This is a genomic window from Nostoc sp. (assembly GCF_036917455.1).
Classification (GTDB): domain Bacteria; phylum Cyanobacteriota; class Cyanobacteriia; order Cyanobacteriales; family Nostocaceae; genus Nostoc.
On the sequence record NZ_JBALDK010000155.1, the window covers coordinates 1 to 17,680 of the forward strand.

Sequence of the window (17,680 nt, forward strand, 5' to 3'; positions counted from 1 at the left end):
ATTGATTACAAATATGCGCGGGTATTAAATGCTTGCAGTGGGTTTTACGTGATTTTGGTGATTAGTGGAAAGCACAAATTTGATTAAATCAATAACAACGTAAGCAATGCAAGTATACTGAATCTTACTTTACCAAATCTTTATAATTACTTCTGATATGGCAAAAATAAATTCAGGACTATCTTACCCCGTTTTAGCAATCATCCAGATGAGCAATAATTGTTAACCCCGCTTTTTATACGGCTTTTAGAGTTATATAATAATTTCAAATTTAGGTAGCAGTTTTCTGCCTGAGTTTTTAAATTTTCAGTAAAGTTAAGGTTTTGTTAATGTTTAAGTAATGTAATAATGCAGATACCAATAGCGTTGTTGCACGAATCGGAAAGTGAAAAATTTCGGGGGAAATGGGCAGGGCAAACCTATGGTATTTCTGAAACCCTTGCACCACAAGGATATTGATGAAAAAATCGCCGGAATCATCAACTATCAAGCCAATATCTGCAATTAATTAAGAATGGTTGCTTAACTTCTTTTTAAAAATCGTTAAATAGCTTGCTAGTAATCTTTTTGAGATATTTCATCAAGATAAATTGTCCTGTAAATTAGTATAATGATGGCAAACAAAGTAACTTTGTACTTAAATATAATTTTTAGTGATCGCAGCTTTTTTGCCCGATCTCACCAAATTGCGTTGCTCCAGTCTGTGATTGACTTTTTTGCACAAGCACTCCTGGCTAATTCTAATAATTATCTGTCTCGCCCATCTCTGCTTTCTAAATATTAGACCTGAATCCTTACGAAAAATCTAAATTTTATTCTTTACTTCAGGAAGCTGATGAGATAGTAAAGATACTCGTGGCTACAATTAATTCACAGCATCTTTTACCTTGCGTTTTTTCAAAAAATCGGACATAAATGGTCTCTCAAAGATTAAGTAAAATAAATAGGCAATAATTAATGATAGTGGTAGAGCCACCATATACAATACCAATATAAATTGAACTGGTGCCATTTGGAGATTCAAAAGCAAATGTTCTACCACTGTTATTATGACTGCGTGAGTAAGATACAAACTATAAGAAAATGCTCCTAATGCAATTGCCCAACGAGTTTCAAAAAGCCGTAAAATAAGTGATTTTTTACCTTCAACTACAAGTTGAGTACAGTGAATGAGTACACAAGCTGCTGTTAATCCACAAATAGAATCGTAAATCCATTTTTCTATTTGTTGATTAGTTATCAATGTAATAAGAAAAAATATAATTATAAATACACTCCAAGGTAACGATTCCCTCATTGCTACTAACTTGGGTTTTTGAGAGAATCCAATATCTGCTGCTGCCATACCTAAAGCAAATAAACCGAGAAACCAAGGATGAACTGGCTCCATAAGTCTATTCGAAAGATAGAATGCTAATAAGCTAATTAAAAAAGTACTAATAACAGTATAAAATAAGCCAAAACGCCGCCATATAGGTAGCAGAAAAATTGGAAAAATAAAGTATATCTGCCACTCAATAGCGACACTCCACATAGGTGCATCAATAGATTCAATTGTATCAGAACTAAAATTATGAATGAGTAGCAAATGAGTTATCACGTCAATCGGAGAAAAGAAAGGATTAAAACCATCTTCACCTTCTGGCAATTGATGCCATTGAAAATTGAAAAATTTAATCAGTCCTAATATAATGACTGCTACTAGTAGGGTAAAAACAAGAGCCGCATAGTAAGGAGGTAAAATTCTACGCACTCGCCGTTGGATATAATTCCATAAACCTCCAGAAAGATAAACACTTTGCGAACGGGTTACAGGTAGCATGAGAACGTAACCAGAAAGCACAATGAAAATAGCTACAGCAAAATCTCCATAATCTAGAGTTTTACCTATTAGTTGCAAAAAGATAGGCACTTGCCCCATGTATCCTGATAGATGATACATTACCACATACAGAGATGCCAATCCACGCAAGCCGTCTAGGTAATGAAGACGCAATCTCTGTTCGCCAGATTTACTAGATTTTAAAACTTCCATTGGAGAATTTGAGTCATTATTAATTGTATTCATTCAATAATCAACTTATCAATTAAAGGAGCAGTTGGTTAGTAAACCGTTCTAGGTTGCAATGCCCCAAAATTTACTGAATAATATCAAATGCGGTAGCATCTGAATGATTAAAAAACGGCAAAGACGGAGATAAAAGAGCAATAATTTCGATACAAACTGATTTGATATAACTCTCAATTGGTTTAGAGCTTGTTTGAGAAGTATTTCGCTATGATTTTAGACACTTTTAGATCCCCCCTAACCCCCCTTAAAAAGTGGGGAACCGGAGTCAAAGCCCTCCTTTTTAAGGGGAGCCAGTGCGGTCTTGGGGGTTTCCCCCATGAGTAACTGGCGTGGATTTAGGGGAATCTAAAACGTTTTGCTACTAAGAAGGACTTTTCAAACATCCTCTTATATGGCTCTCGTGTCGCCCACCCCACAAGAGTTAATTCAATATTTTTTATTTGGAAGTCCCTTACCTCCTGTCTATACCCCTATCTGCTCATCCTTTCCTGTTTAGAACTACCCCTTTTTGGCCATGTGTTGACTTCAAAACACCTTACGCTCTTCTAAATGAGCTAGGATATCTGAGCGCTCACGCCAAACCGAACGCAACTGCTTGCGAGTGAACATCTCTAACTGATCGCCAACATGGGGCGAACCCGGTTGAGTAGCATTGCCGTAGCTAATGAGTGCCATTGCTTTTACTGGTTGAGAAAACTCAATGGCAGCGACGAACGAATCACCAGCAAATGCTTGGAAGCGACTTTGCGATCCTGGAACAAAATTGAGAACGCGGAAAATACCGAGTTCTCCAACGCCACCATTAGCAGGCAAATCCTGATTGCCGATCGCTACCCGAAAAACATCTCCCCATGCCACATTTATCGCCCCGTATGCTTTTTCAACTTTGGTAGCAGCAGCTTCTAGTGTTGCAACTGCACTAGATGGATCTGCTAAACCGTCTGGCGTGGTGAGTGGGGATTTTTCATTCCAAGGTTTGCTAAACCCTTTATCCCACTTCATCTGTTCTGCCCAAGCGGCAAAGAGTACTGCACCCTTGCTATCTGCATTGGCTTGCCGATCCCAGGCTGCTAGGGTATCAGCAGCTAGCCGCGCTAATGAACTTCCTTGCTTACGTGCTGCTGGGATTAAGTCATCCAAGATGCGATCCGCTAATTCCATGCGGGTCGAATGTTTGTATTGTACCATTTCATCAAAGGAGATTTTGTCATCCTCAAAGAGCATTTTTAGAGAACGCTCTGTCCGAAAATTCATGGGAAAATAGGGGGAACGAGGTGCCATGTAAGAAGGGTAATTCTCTGCTTTAATAGCAGCAGGCAATGTGGTTGTCCAAGGCGGGTCGTTGGTATTTTGCAACCATCCGCTTTTCGGGTTAATAATGCGTGGTAAATCTTTATAAGGATGGATTTTTGTCCATAATGTCTTGGAAGTATCACCAGGAATAATCCCTTCCCAGTATTCAAAATTACCTTGAGAACGAACTGGAACATTACCATTGAAATGGTGCATGATATTCCCATTTCTGTCTGCATACATAACCGTGAACATTGGCAGTTGCAAGCGTTGGAGTACGGTTTGAAATTGTTTCAGGTTTTGGGAGCGTGCCATATCCCACCACTGTTCAAGTACCTTTGGTCGATCGAGGCCGACAACCCGTAGTGCTATAGCTTTACCGTCTTTCTGTGTCAGTACTGGCCCGTGGATAGAACGTTTTATAACTAGAGTTTGGTTGCGTATTGTACCGTCTTTTTGTTTTACCTTTAATGAAAGGGTTGTGGTCTCGAAGGGACGAACTTTGCCATCGAAGCGATAACCATTATCAACTAATTTGAGTTCGTAAGCATCCCAGCCATCGAAAGTGTTGACGGTGTGAGTCCAGCCCAAATTATCGTTAAAGGCGATCGCCAACACAGGAATTCCCACAAGTGTTGCTCCGTATGCATCAATACCAGGAGCAGTCACTTGAGCTTCGTACCATAAGTATAAATCCGCCCAAGGCAAGTGTGGATTTGCAAGCAGCATTGCTTTACCACTCGCAGAATGTGATGGAGCGATCGCCCAACCATTAGACCCTGCTTTTGGCTGATGCTGAATATCGCCTTCAACCTCTGCTGCAAACTCTTCTGGGCTAACAATAAAAGTAAAATGCAAAACTCGATGTAAGTGAGCCAGAACATCTTCTGCTTTGACTGGCAACACTACCTCTACTTCATCATCAATCAGTTCGCCATGCTCTTGAGCATAAGCATTAATTCCAGCAGCAAAGGCATTCAGGTAGCTACGAAAAGCTGGACTCTGGGAAGTGTACCAAGAACGGGCGCGTTCTGGAACTCCCATAGTCTGTACCCAACGGTCTGAGTCTAAATATTTCTCTCCCCAATATTCGGCAGCTCGTCCACGTGCTTGACCATAAAGACGCAAAAGCAAGTTACCATGACTTTGCATCTGCGCCCAACCGAAGGCTTGAAATGCACTTGGGACATCCTTCCCATGTATGTGAGGTATGCCATAGGTATCCCAAAGTATTTCAGTGGATTTTGTGACCTGTGCAGGAGTGTAGCTCCCGACAACGAAAGTAAATAAAATACCAAGTACAAATGCTAAAAGTCGGAATAATTTTTTTTTGAAACCTTTATGTAAATAGCTCATAATAACCTGATTTAGATTTCAGAAGTGAGGCAAAAGATTAAGGGAGCAACTGTATCTCACTGGTCATTTGCCACAATTCTTGAGACAAAGACTCTAGCAGAAGTGATTGGGCTGAGTGCAGGAAAAAATGGTTCCCAGGAAACATTTGTAGTAAGAACGGAGCATTTGTCTGCTCCCGCCAAGTTTGGAGTTCATCGTAACTAACCTTGTGATCTTGCAAACCACCAAAAGCAGTGATGGGGCAGTTAAGTGGTGATTCGGTAGTGTATACATAAGTTTCCAGAACTGCAAAGTCTGCTCGAAGAATCGGAACAAGAAGTTGCATCAGTTCCACGTTTTCCAGCACTGCCTCAGGAGTCCCGTTGAGACGGCGTAGTTCTTCTTTGAAAGCAGGTTCGTTTAGAGCATGGATAGGTGGATTTGGATCGGGAATTTGGGGAGCATGGCGACCCGAAACAAACAAGTGTACAGGTGACAAGACAAACTGTACTGTTTGCGAAGTAAACGGGCTAGTTCAAAGCTGACGAGCGCTCCCATACTATGACCAAAGAAGGCGAATGGTTTATCTAAATGTGGAAGCAGGACTGGAGCGATCGCACCAATCAAGGGTTCTAACTGCGAGAATAGGGCTGTCCTCATTTGCATACCTCGTCCGGGTAGTTCGATAGGACAAACTTCGACAGTTTTGGGTAGACTGTCTAACCATATGCGAAAAACGAGAGAACTACCACCTGCATAAGGGAAGCAGAATAAACGCAGCGAAGCTTGAGTATTTGGCTTGGGACAGGTAACGTAGAAGTTAAATGTTGGTGTAGTTGTCATGAATAAAACAGCCCTACAGAGCGTCTTTGTGAGGCATTCTTCCTTATAGTTAAAACCTCTTAACTAATCGGTAACGTTATATCTAGCTATGAGCCGCTTCTTCCATCTTCTTCCTTAAACTGAGTGGTCTCATGTCCGTCCATACTTCCTTGATGTACTCAAGACATTCAGCTTTTAAACCACTATGACCTGTATCTCGCCAACCAAGAGCGTTTTCTCGGTCAATAGGCCAAATGGAATACTGTTCCTCATGATTGACTACCACTTTGTAAATCGTCGTGTCTTCTTTGTCATCTTGATACATAATATTTATCTCCTGCGATTAGTCTTGCACGATGTCAAACTTAGTTCTTGTACTTTTATTCTCTCATTTGATGACTCACCTCTTTTCTTAACCTGCTGATGCTTTAACCTGCACAGGTTCGTAAACTTGAATATCGAATAAAAGTGTATTTTTACAAAACTCTTGCCATTCGGGCGTTACATTTTCAAAAATGATATTTTCATCCTGAAAAATACCATCTGTGACTACATAGTTTTCTTGCAGATAAAGAAAGTCGTCATCAGTTAGGTTTCGATTTATTTCGACTTCCTTACAGTCGATTTGTTTTTTTTCTTTTCTACTATTCTCATCACGTTCTGTCCACTGACTGAACTGACGTAATTTTTTTAGAGAGTAAGCTTTACAGTATTTTCCCATTGTTGCCATAGTGATACCTCTGTTTATATTCTTTTGCATGAGTTGGTCTTATTTACCTTTGATAGGTATTTTCGTAAACTGACAGTCTTGATTTTATGGTCATAGACGAGGTATACCATCTAATGAATTGGCTTTCCCCAGACTTCTGTACCTCTAGTCAAGCCCAAAGATAGGACGAGGCTTGTATGGCTGCTCTAGCAAGGTGCGCTCGTCGTTATCCATAACCAAATCTAATGTAGCTACAGCTTCTTCTAGGTGCTTTATCTTTGTAGCACCAATGATGGGAGCAGTAACACTTGGTTGGTGTAGAAGCCAAGCTAGAGAAATCTGGGCAGCAGATACACCGCGTTGCTTTGCTATATCTATAACTCGGTCAACTATTTCAAAATCAAACTCTTCATAGTCGAGTTGATAATCGGTTTTAGCACGAATCGTCTTACCGGAACTATGGCGAGGCTGATTACCAGCCAGAAAGCCTCGTGCAATAGGACTCCACGGAATCACCGCGATCGCCTCAGTTTGACACAACGGCAGCATTTCTCGCTCTTCTTCCCGATAAATCAAGTTGTAAAGATTTTGCATGGAAACAAAACGAGTCCAACCATGCATATCAGCCAAGTAAAGAGCTTTAGCAAACTGCCAAGCGTACATGCTGGAAGCCCCGATGTAACGAGCCTTACCTGCCTTTACAATATCATGTAGTGCAGCAAGAGTTTCCTCAATCGGTGTCTCGTAGTCCCAGCGATGAATCTGATATATATCTACATAGTCTGTCTGTAACCGTCGTAACGAGGCATCAATACTGTCCATGATGTGCTTACGAGACAAGCCTTTGTCATTGGGACTATCCCCCATAGGATAGTAGACTTTGGTAGCAATAACAACCTGCTCCCTTTTGGCAAAGTCCTTGAGCGATCGCCCAAGGATCTCTTCGCTAACTCCCTGCGAGTACATATCAGCAGTGTCAAAGAAATTAATTCCCAACTCTAGGGCTTTTTGGATGAACGGACGACTCGCTTCTTCTGGAAGTACCCATCCTTCCCATTCAGGACTACCGTAACTCAGAGTGCCGAGGCATAAACGCGAAACTTTCAATCCAGTTTTACCAAAATTGACATATTTCATACGAGAAAACTACGGAGTATCGGAGAAGATTTTTTCCAAACAGTGGGCATTTATTTTCAAGAGGAAGTGCTGATAAAATTATTTTATTAAACAAAATTATATTAACTATCTAGCTAGTTTTACGACAAGCAAAGCAGACCATATCAGCCTCTGGAATTAATGCTAAATCAAGTTTAAAATCATATACACTAACTTCTGTAAAACCAACATTTTCTAAAGTTGACTGGACTTCGGATCGAGAATAACCAATAACTGAAAAACTACTATCTAGGCGTTTCCAGCAATCTCTTTCTCTTAATTGAAAAGTTGTTACAAAAACTTGACATTCTTTTGTTTCGGGATGATAAATATTTTTCATAGCCCAAGCATATTCATCTTTAATATCACCTAATACACGACCGTTTAAATTAGAATTATATGCCTCTTCTAGACGTAAGTCGAATACAAATATACCATTGCTATAAAGTGCGCTGTATACATTATGGAAAGTAGCTGTTAAGTCTGATAAATTCAGAATGTGATTGAAACCCAAACCCATTGAAGAAACTGCATGGAAAGTAGGCGGCAATTCAAAGAAGCGCACATCACCAAGAATAAATTTGCAATTAGGTGCATTCTGATGAGCATATTCCAACATTCTCTGAGAGCGATCAATTCCAGTTACCTGATAACCTTTATTTAGCAACCATTGTGACAGTTCCCCTGTGCCACAACAGAGGTCAAGGATACTTGCTCTCTCCGGAACGTAAGGTAATAGTAATTTTTCTAGGGTTGGTAAGGCTATTTTGTTGTAACTTGGCCCCAAAGTTTCATTATATATTCGGGCAAATGGTTCATCAAATTTGTTATAGCTAGTTACTGAAGACGAAGACATAAAAGCTTTTTCCTTTGCTTCATAATTAATGAAAAGTAATGGTCTACTCGCGTTAATATGCAAGTTAAATGTAAAACAATTTATTAAAACTTAAGGTTACTTAGGGTAGTAAAAACTTGCCGTCGTTTATCATTAAATGCTCCACGACCGTGTAAAAATCTTGAATTATCCATCATCACCAAATCACCTGCTTGCCACGGGATCTTTTCTGTTAACTTGTCGAAAATTCTCTCTATTTCGTCAGCTACTTCATCGGAAGCTCTGGAACCGTCATCAAAAATTGCCTCTTCTGTCTTTTTCTGATATACCCAAAAGTGATTGGCAAATGCATTTTGATGATTATATTTGTTTTTTACTACAGATGAGCAAGTATATTCTATAGAAACAGTTTGATCGTCGTTAAGCTGATAACTTACACCATCAAGACTGTCCAATATTTGCTTTATATCATCTATATTATTACCATCTGAACCTATTATTCCTTTCAATATATTAACCGGAACATTTTTATAAGAAAACTTTAGTTGCTTGGAAAGAAATAACTGTTTTGACTCTTGACTGAGTTCCTCCCACACTCGGATACCATCCCAGAATAAAGTTTCGCCTTCTTGTTCAGCTGGTACAGTACAGCAAAACCAAATAATATCAGGTCGAAAGGGAAAACAAGAGTTTTCGCAATGAGGAATAAGACCATCCATCCCGCCATCTACAAAATTAACGAACTTGTCAGAATCAATGCTGACTTTTGTAAAATCTATGATATGTTTCCCACTAAATTTTTCTGAAAAATCTTTCATCTGCTTAGAAGTTACCTCAAAACCTCGAAAGAGAATAACTCCAGATGACTTGAATATCTCTATAGTCTCTTCTACGGAGAGGTCAAGAATATTTTGGCAATGACTACTATATAGTATCTTTCCTGTGCTAGTGCCTAGTGGCTCTATTTTACCGATCATATCATTCATTTCTCCGATTTTTTAGGTAATGTATGTTCACTTTGCTGATATTGCTTCCAAAGCAAAACATATTCAATGTGTTGTAATAATCAAATTCTTTAAGTTGTAGCAAATATAAAAATACGGTTTAATTTTTGAACAAAATTAGGTATTTGTAGGGTGTGTTAGCGCTTCGCATAACGCACCAAATCTTTAAGAATGGTGCGTTAGCGATAGCGTAATGTACCCTACGTATCTGTTTATTTTAAATCTGATTCATAAAAACATTCAAATGCTCTAAAATAATCTGGATATGAGGCTTGGCAATAATTGTGTAATGATTGCTAGGAATAGTAATAATCTCTATTGGCTTATCTGAAAGTCCAGCCCAAGTTAAAGTTGGATTAGAAAATTCATTAGATACTTCATCGCTAGCTTGAAAGTATATAATTTGTTTCGGATAAACTTGTGGTACATAGCTTTGTATAGCTAGTACGTTACTCTTAAAAACACTCAGAAGACAACGAAGCTGTTCTAGTTCAAAATCCAAAGGCACGAGGTTAGTTATCTTTGCTTGCTCTAAAAAATAGTTCAATTGCTCGTCTAGTGTCAATCCTTGAAGTTGCTCAACCGAACCCGATAGGTTTTTCCCAGCAGACTGTGCCATATCTGTGGCAAAATCGACCAATATTTTGACATCGTTGTAATCATCAATCTCTGCAATTTGTTCGCTGTTAAGTGGTGCTGGGCTGTCTAGCATAGCAAGCATGTCAACTCGATCGCCATTTCTTAGTAACTGAGTTGCCATTTCAAAAGCTACAATACCGCCCATAGACCAACCTCCTAGAAAATATGGGCCATTTGGCTGAATATCACGTAGTGCTTTAATATACTTAGCTGCCATGTCTTCTATCCGGGTATAGGACTGCGATTCCCCATTTAAACCTACTGCTTGCAGCCCGTAGAATGGTTGATCTGAACCCAAATGAAGTGATAATTCGTAATAGCAGAGAATATTTCCACCTACTGGATGCACAAAAAACAGAGGTGGCTTGGAACCCTGAGGTTGAATTGCAACTAAGGGGGATGAGGTTTGATAATTAGTCTGCTCGTGCAGAGTATTTGCTAACTGTTTGATAGTTGGACTCTGGAAAATGGTAGATAATTGAATATTTTTACTAAACTGTTTATTAATTTTTGCTATTAGGTGTACAGCTAATAGCGAGTGTCCCCCAAGCTCAAAAAAGTCATCATTGATGCCTAAGCTCTCAATACAAAGAATTTCTTGCCAGATATGAGCAAGGGTTTGTTCAATATGAGTGCGAGGAGCCACATAATTATTTCCTAAGTTGGGGCGGGAATGGAGTATTCTGGCAAGACTTGTTGAAGCTAATTTCTCTTTTTTGTCCCCATTAAAAGAGGTCTGATCAACATCGCTTAAAGATTCTAGTTTCAACCATTGGTCTAACCTGGCTTGTAAATCTCCTGTGGAGAGAACAACTTGAGTTATTTTACCACTTTTTAAAATACGTTGAAAAGCTTTTATGCCTTCTTCTGGTGTGATAAATAATTCAGATAATGTTGTTCTACTAGCTGTGTTTTTTTCTTCTCCAAGTTGCCAGAGATCGCAATTAACATTAATCCAGGGGACAGGATTTGTTTGATTTTGTTTTTGAGCAAAAATATCCATAAAGATGTTTGCTGCTGAATCAGCGACGGTTCTTAAGCCTCCCAAAATGGATGATAAAGAAGATATCAACAGATAAAAATCAAGTTTTCTTCCCTGCAAAACTTTTTCTAGTACAAATAGTTCATCCGCTTTTGATTGAAAGTGACGCTGACAATCAGTTTGAGAAATTTCTTGAACTGATTTTAGTGAGTTGTGGTCCACAATCTCTGGTGCGTAAATAACACCATGTATATGACCAAAATACTCCGTGGCAAAGGCGATCGCTTTTTTCATGTGTTCAAAGCTGCTTACATCTGCACTCAAAACTAAAACCTCGGCTCCTAACTCCTCTAAAGCTTGCAGTTTCCTGATTTTGCGGCTCACCTCATCCTGGCGATCGTGAGTTTCCAGCCACCCAAACCACTCATCTTTCTCCGGGAGATTTTTCTGTCCAATCAACACCAGTTTTGCTTGCACTGTCTGCGCTAGAGACTTCGCCAAGATCAGTCCAATATTTCCCAGACCCTCAGTAATTAAGTAAACTCCGCCGTTGCGTAATCTTGATGTTTTTTCCTTAGCTTCTGACAATCGCACTGGCTCAAAAGTTTGCACCCAACGATTTAGACCACGGTAAGCTATAACCAACTCCGAGGATTTAGTTTGTAGCTCATCCAGCAAATAATCTACAAGTTTATCCTCTTGCCAACTTCCTGGTTCTGGAAGACAAACATCAATGCTACGACAACTGATATTTGAGTATTCTTGAGGAATGACTTTAACTGGCCCGAGTAAAGTCGCTTTTTTTGGGCACAACATTTCTTCTGCTGTGACTGATTGTATGTTGTTGGAGACAACTATGATTTGAAACTTATCAGTCCAATTCTGTTTTCCAAGTGCCTTGGTGAGAAACAACAGGCTGTAGAATCCCAAATATTGAGCGTTGTCAAACCACTCAAGTTTTGATTCTGCGCGGTCGTCTGGTGTGAGACTCCATAAATGAATAATTTTCTTGGGGATCTTGTTTTGTGCTAAAAGTTCATTGAGCAAGGCATCATAATCATTACTTTGCCGAGGATTGAGGGTATATCCAGTGCTTAGTTTGGAGAATTCTGATCCTATCTGGATTGCGATCGCCTCTTGACCCTGCTGTTCCAGTTTTTTCACCAATTGAGAACCCAAGCCGCACTCATCGGTAAACACAAGCGTACACAACTTTTGCTCTGCTAAGTCTTCATTACCGAGCAGCCCTGGAGGTGCAGATTGCTTCCAAAAAGGTAGATAGAACCAGTCAGCGATATCCGGCTTTTTACTTAATGACACTTCCGCACTGACATCGCGTAGTTGTGGCGAAATCCAGTAACGCTGGCGCTCAAATGGATATGTTGGCAGGGGGATGCGATAAGGCTGTTCGTTCGCGTAAAAGCTAGACCAGTCTATTTGAACTCCAAAAAGCCAGAGGCGACCCAAAGTATTGAGTAAAAATGCGACATCTGACTGTTGCTCCTGGGGATGGCGGATTGAAGTCAGCACCACAGGTTCCAAATTATCATGCTGTTTGGCGAAGGTACTCAATGTCTGTCCTGGCCCAACCTCTAATAAGATTCGCTCTGGTTCTTTAAGTAATTCAGTCATCCCTTCACCAAAGCGCACAGTTTGCCGTAGATGCCTTGCCCAATAGTGAGGGTCTGTTGCTTCTGCTGTGGTAATCCAAGTGCCGGTGACGTTAGAGATAAATGGAATTTGGGGGGGATTTAGCTTGACTTTTTGTAACTGCTGTGGATAAGGTTCAAACAGGAGTTGCACCTCTTGTTCAGAAAGTTCAACTGAGAGCATCGCACCTGTTGGAACTTGCTGCATCAGTCGTCCTCTAGTAGCTACTAACACTAAAGCATCTTTAAGGGAGAAAACCCCGGAAAGAGTTGCTGCCACGTATTCCCCAATACTGTGACCAATCATCGCTTCTGGTCGCACACCCCAAGCTATCCACAATTTGGATAAGGCGTACTCAATGACAAATAGCGCACTTTCGGTAATAGAAGTTTGTTTTAATTGCTGTGTAGCTGTTTGGGTTTGTGCTTCGCTGGGATAAAGAATATCTCGTAAATCTAGCCCTAAGTAAGGTTTCAGAATTAGGCAGCAGCGATCGACTTCCTCAGTAAATTGGGGTTCGCTGTGGTACAATTCCCAACCCATATTGACATACTCCGCTCCCTGTCCAGGAAACATAAATACAGTGGGTCGATTACAGGGTTGTTGGTAGTGGGTGAAAACTCGTTGAGCTTCTAGATTATGCACTGCATCATCAATATCATCACACATCAGTATCCGGCGATGGTTGAAAGTTTGACGACCAACTTGGAGAGTGTAAGCCACATCAGCCAGATTCAAATCGGGATGCTGCTTAAGATGATTTGTCAGATTTACTGTGGCGGTTTCTAAAGCAGATTCCGTTTTTGCAGAAATAACCAACAAATGATACTTTCTCCCCTGCCTCTCTGTCCCTCTGCCCCCCTGCCCCTCCAAAGGGGCTTCTTCAACAATCACATGGGCGTTGGTTCCACCAAAACCAAGAGAAGTAATTCCAGCCCGACGAGGAATTATGCCCGATTTCCATTCCGTCAGTGCGGTATTAACATAAAAGGGACTGTTGGCAAAGTCGATCTGGGGATTGGGCTGCTCACAATGTAAGCTAGGTGGTATTTGTTTGTGTTTGAGAGCCAAGATAGTTTTGATTAAGCCTGCGATTCCAGCCGCCGCATCCAGATGTCCAACATTGGTTTTCACTGAACCAATCGCACAGAAACCACGCTTGAGCGTACTGGTACGAAAAGCTTTTGTCAAAGCTTTAATTTCTATAGGATCGCCTATTGGTGTTCCTGTCCCGTGTGCCTCTACGTAAGTGATAGTATCAGCTTCTACCCCAGCAGCAGCGATCGCTTCTGCAATTACTTCCGTTTGACCTTCGACGCTGGGAGTTGTGAATCCAGCTTTCAAAGAACCGTCATTATTGACGGCAGAGCCTTTAATTATTGCATGAATGCGATCGCCATCAGCAAGAGCATCTTTTAACCTCTTGAGAACCACAATTCCGACACCGCTACCGAAAATAGTTCCTTTTGCTTTAGCATCAAAGGCGCGGCAATGTCCGTCAGGAGATAAAACCCCATCTTCCTGATAGAGATAGCCACCTTTTGGTTGCATATCCAATATTGAAATACCACCCGCCAAGGCCATATCACATTCGTAATTGAGCAAGCTTTGGCAGGCAACGTGAACGGCAACTAAAGAAGTAGAACAGGAAGTTTGAATTGCATAACTTGGCCCAGTTAGATTTAATTTGAAAGAGACACGCATGGGAAGATAATCGGGATGATTTCCCAGACTAATTTCCACATCGCTTGCTAATTCTCTAATGTTGGGGTTTGAATAAAGATTGAACAAATAATTACTTATAGTTGAACCAGCATAAACCCCTATTGAACCAGAGTAAGTTTGAGGGTTATAGCCAGCATTTTCAAACGCACTATATGCACACTCCAAAAAAATGCGGTGCTGGGGGTCTATAATTTCAGCGTCTCTAGGGCTATAGCCAAAAAATGACGCATCAAACAAATCTATATCTTCTAGTGGAACTGCTGCTTTTACATAGTTGGAGTCAGTTAGTTTAGCAGAGTCTATACCCGCAGACTCTAATTCTTGAGCAGAAAAAAATGAAACTGATTCTACTCCATCTCGTATATTGTGCCAAAACTGTTCAATATTCTCTGCTTTAGGAAATCGCCCAGATAGACCGATAATAGCTATGTCAGCTTCATCTACGTCATTAATTTTTTCTAATTTGTTCATCATTATTTATATTTTTGTTAATTAGTAATTAGTTGTAGCTGCTATGTATAGCAATTCTTTTAGAAGTTGTAAAAATAGTTTTTTAATCGAACCACAGAGACGCTAATAGATAAGAAATAGAGATTTGAAGAAATGATTTATGACTGCTATACGACAATACGCTTGGGTTAAGGCTTTACTCTTGGTCAAAGGGAACTTTTTTAATAAACCGCATTTACAGTTCATTTTTTAATAATTTTGTGTAAGTCATGAGTATTATCGTTCATTTAATTTTTCCCTTCGTCTTTGACCACGAGAAATACTTTGTTTAGCAGAAACTATTTCATTCTGTTCAGGGCAGAGAATATTCGCAAGAGAATTTATAGTTGGTGCTTCATAAATACTCTCTATAGGAATGTCAACCTCTAATTTTTTATTTAACAAAGAAATAGCCTGAAGGGCTGTTAGAGAATCACCACCCAACTCAAAGAAGTTGTCGTGAATGTTCACCTTATCAAAACCAAAGAGTTCTTGCCAAATATCAACGATAATTTTCTCAACCTTTTTACGGGAAGCAGCATAAGTATTCCCTAAAGCATCAGGCATTTGCTCAATCAGGGTTTCAAACAACTCATCAGTAGACTTTGCATTTGAAGTAACTGGGAGGGATTCAGTAACTAAGTTTAAGGATGAGCCAGTCAAAGTTTGATTGGTCTTCATGTGTCCGCCATTTGTTGAAATCTGTTCAGATGTAAAAAAGCCCCCTTCTTGCATTTCAACAACGCTTTCCTTGACCGCTAAAATCACCTGTTCAATATCTTCATCTGTATGAGCGGTAGATAGATAAAGGGTGCGTCCTTCCCAGACATAAACCCCTTTTACAAGTAAGTGATAGAAAAGTAAATTACTAAGTTGAGTCTGGGAATTAAAACAGAAGAGAGAGCCAAAATTAACGACTCGAATCGGTACTCGCTTTTGTTCAAAGTAACTATTAAGAGTTTCTGCTAATTGTGTTGTTCGTTGATTTAACTCCTCTTGAAGTTTGGAACCACTGTTCTTTATATGATTGAGTGTAGCCCAGGCGACAGCCATAACTAGAGGATGCTTGAAAAAAGTACCAGCGAAAAAAGTTGTTTTCACCTGAGGGTAAGATTCATCTCCATAGTTCCACATACCTCCGTCTAGTGCATCCATGAAAACAGCTTTGCCAGCTACTACCCCAATAGGAATGCCAGCAGCAACAGCTTTACCATAAGTCGTGATATCTGCTTGAATACCCCATAAAGCCTGAATACCGCCTGGGTGCATCCGAAAGCCAGTAACTACTTCATCGAAAATTAAAACAGTTCCAGTTTCTTGAGTTAATTGTCTGAGTTGAAAGAGAAACTCTTTAGGATGAAAATCTGGCCGACTGCTTTGTATCGGCTCAACTAAAATTGCTGCTAAGTTATGAGCATGGTCTTTAAGAATATTGAGAGATTCGGGAGTACCATACTCCAGCACCATCACATCCTCAGCCAAGTATGATGGAATACCTGAAGTCTTGGGGACAGAACGTAGCGTTCCGTCGTTGGTTGTTATTCCTTTAACCAAAACTCCATCAGAACCGCCGTGATAAGAACCAGCAAATAAAGCAATTTTTGAGCGTCCTGTAACAGAACGTGCTATTCGTACAGCCCCCATCACTGCTTCTGTGCCATCGTTACAAAAAGCTGTCCGTTCGGCACCGGTCAACTCGCAAATTAACTCAGCTAGCTGACCTGCAAGACGCGATTGGGGACCGTTTAGTATACCTTGCTGGCTCTGTTCTTGGATGGCTGCGATCGCAAAAGATGGCGAATGACCAAATAAAAGCGTACCAAACCCCATTGAAATGTCTACATATTCGTTGCCATCCACATCCCAGAGTCTAGCACCCTCTCCACGCTCTGCATGAATTGGATATATCATCTCCTTAATAAAGGGAAAGAACCCTGATACTGCCCTACTATTGGCATGGCAAGAACGATAAGCTTGGGTGAGTCTTTTAGATTCTTGGGTACGCTTGACAAAACGTGCAATCAAAGCATCCAGATGTTTTTGCTGGCGGGGATTCAACATCATCGATTCTTTCTCGATTTGTTGAGGAGCAATTTTCTGGTCTTTGATTTGTTGCTCAGAGTTTGCCTTAGTAGATGTAGACTGATTTACACTAAACGCAGAGCCATTGGTTGAGGTTTGAGCAATTTGCCCATCTGAATGAATAGTTGCCAATGAAGGCAAAACTTCTCTGGGTAAACTTGCTTGTGGTAATAAGTCTACCAGTTTAGACATAACCTGAAGATGCTGTGAAATTATCTGTTCAATGGCTGTATTTGTTATAGGTTTATCGTCTTTTTGGTTGACTATTTGCATATCTGGAGCTTTGATTGAGTTGGCTATGACATCTTCTAGTTGAGACACATAAATTTCCTTTTTAGGCGATGGATTGTCATCATTAGCCAAAATAGGTTCAATCCAGTATCTTTTTCGCTCAAAAGGATATGTTGGCAAGGGAATACGATGACGTTCTTCATCGGCATAAAATTCTGACCAATCCACAGTTATTCCCTCCAGCCAGAGTCTACCCAATGTATTCAGTAAAAACGCTACATCTGATTGTTGCTGCTGTGGATGTCTTAGTGAAGAAAGAACTATCTGCTGATCTGCTTTTTGCTTATTAGCTAAGGTACTTAATGTCCGCCCAGGGCCAACCTCTAAAAGAATTCGCTTTGGCTGTTGCAGCAATTCGGCAATTCCCTGGCTAAAACGCACTGTTTGGCGTAAATGTTTTACCCAGTATTTCGGATCTGTTGCTTGGGCTGGGGTTATCCAAGTGCCGGTGACGTTAGACACAAAAGGAATTTTTGGAGAATTAAGGCTAATTTTGCTAACCTGTTCCTGGAATGGCAACAGAATCGAGTCCATCATTTGAGAATGAAAAGCATGGGAAGTATGCAGACGACGACAGTCTACACCTTGCTCGATCAAT

At 40.3% G+C, this 17,680-nt stretch carries 9 protein-coding genes and 1 pseudogene; all 10 read right to left on the reverse strand.

The features are described from left to right. Positions 1–865 precede the first annotated feature (865 nt). Positions 866–2,035 carry an acyltransferase family protein gene (locus V7K42_RS16905; RefSeq protein ID WP_334918008.1) on the reverse strand — a complete coding sequence of 390 codons (1,170 nt, stop codon included), beginning with the start codon at positions 2,033–2,035 and terminating at the stop codon, positions 866–868. Between the two features lie 561 nt (positions 2,036–2,596). Continuing rightward, positions 2,597–4,720 (reverse strand): acylase, encoded by a 2,124-nt coding sequence (locus V7K42_RS16910; RefSeq protein WP_334918009.1) that lies wholly within the window; start codon positions 4,718–4,720, stop codon positions 2,597–2,599. 37 nt (positions 4,721–4,757) lie between these two features. Continuing rightward, positions 4,758–5,542: pseudogene (locus V7K42_RS16915) on the reverse strand (thioesterase II family protein). A gap of 82 nt (positions 5,543–5,624) precedes the next feature. Then, a complete protein-coding gene (locus V7K42_RS16920; RefSeq protein WP_334918011.1) occupies positions 5,625–5,846 on the reverse strand; it encodes an MbtH family protein in 222 nt (73 codons plus the stop codon). An 87-nt stretch (positions 5,847–5,933) separates the two neighbouring features. Further along, a complete protein-coding gene (locus tag V7K42_RS16925) occupies positions 5,934–6,251 on the reverse strand; it encodes a hypothetical protein (protein WP_334918013.1) in 318 nt (105 codons plus the stop codon). A 144-nt stretch (positions 6,252–6,395) separates the two neighbouring features. Further along, positions 6,396–7,367 carry an aldo/keto reductase gene (locus tag V7K42_RS16930; RefSeq protein ID WP_334918015.1) on the reverse strand — a complete coding sequence of 324 codons (972 nt, stop codon included), beginning with the start codon at positions 7,365–7,367 and terminating at the stop codon, positions 6,396–6,398. Between the two features lie 109 nt (positions 7,368–7,476). Further along, positions 7,477–8,241: a class I SAM-dependent DNA methyltransferase gene (locus tag V7K42_RS16935; protein WP_334918017.1), complete on the reverse strand. Its 765-nt coding sequence runs from the start codon at positions 8,239–8,241 to the stop codon at positions 7,477–7,479. Positions 8,242–8,324: 83 nt separating this feature from the next. Next, complete coding sequence (locus V7K42_RS16940; protein ID WP_334918019.1) at positions 8,325–9,206, reverse strand: TauD/TfdA family dioxygenase; 882 nt, start codon at positions 9,204–9,206, stop codon at positions 8,325–8,327. Between the two features lie 235 nt (positions 9,207–9,441). Then, positions 9,442–14,694 carry an alpha/beta fold hydrolase gene (locus V7K42_RS16945; protein WP_334918021.1) on the reverse strand — a complete coding sequence of 1,751 codons (5,253 nt, stop codon included), beginning with the start codon at positions 14,692–14,694 and terminating at the stop codon, positions 9,442–9,444. Between the two features lie 252 nt (positions 14,695–14,946). After that, on the reverse strand, positions 14,947–17,680 hold a 2,734-nt coding region (locus V7K42_RS16950), incomplete at its 5' end, for an aspartate aminotransferase family protein (RefSeq protein ID WP_334918023.1).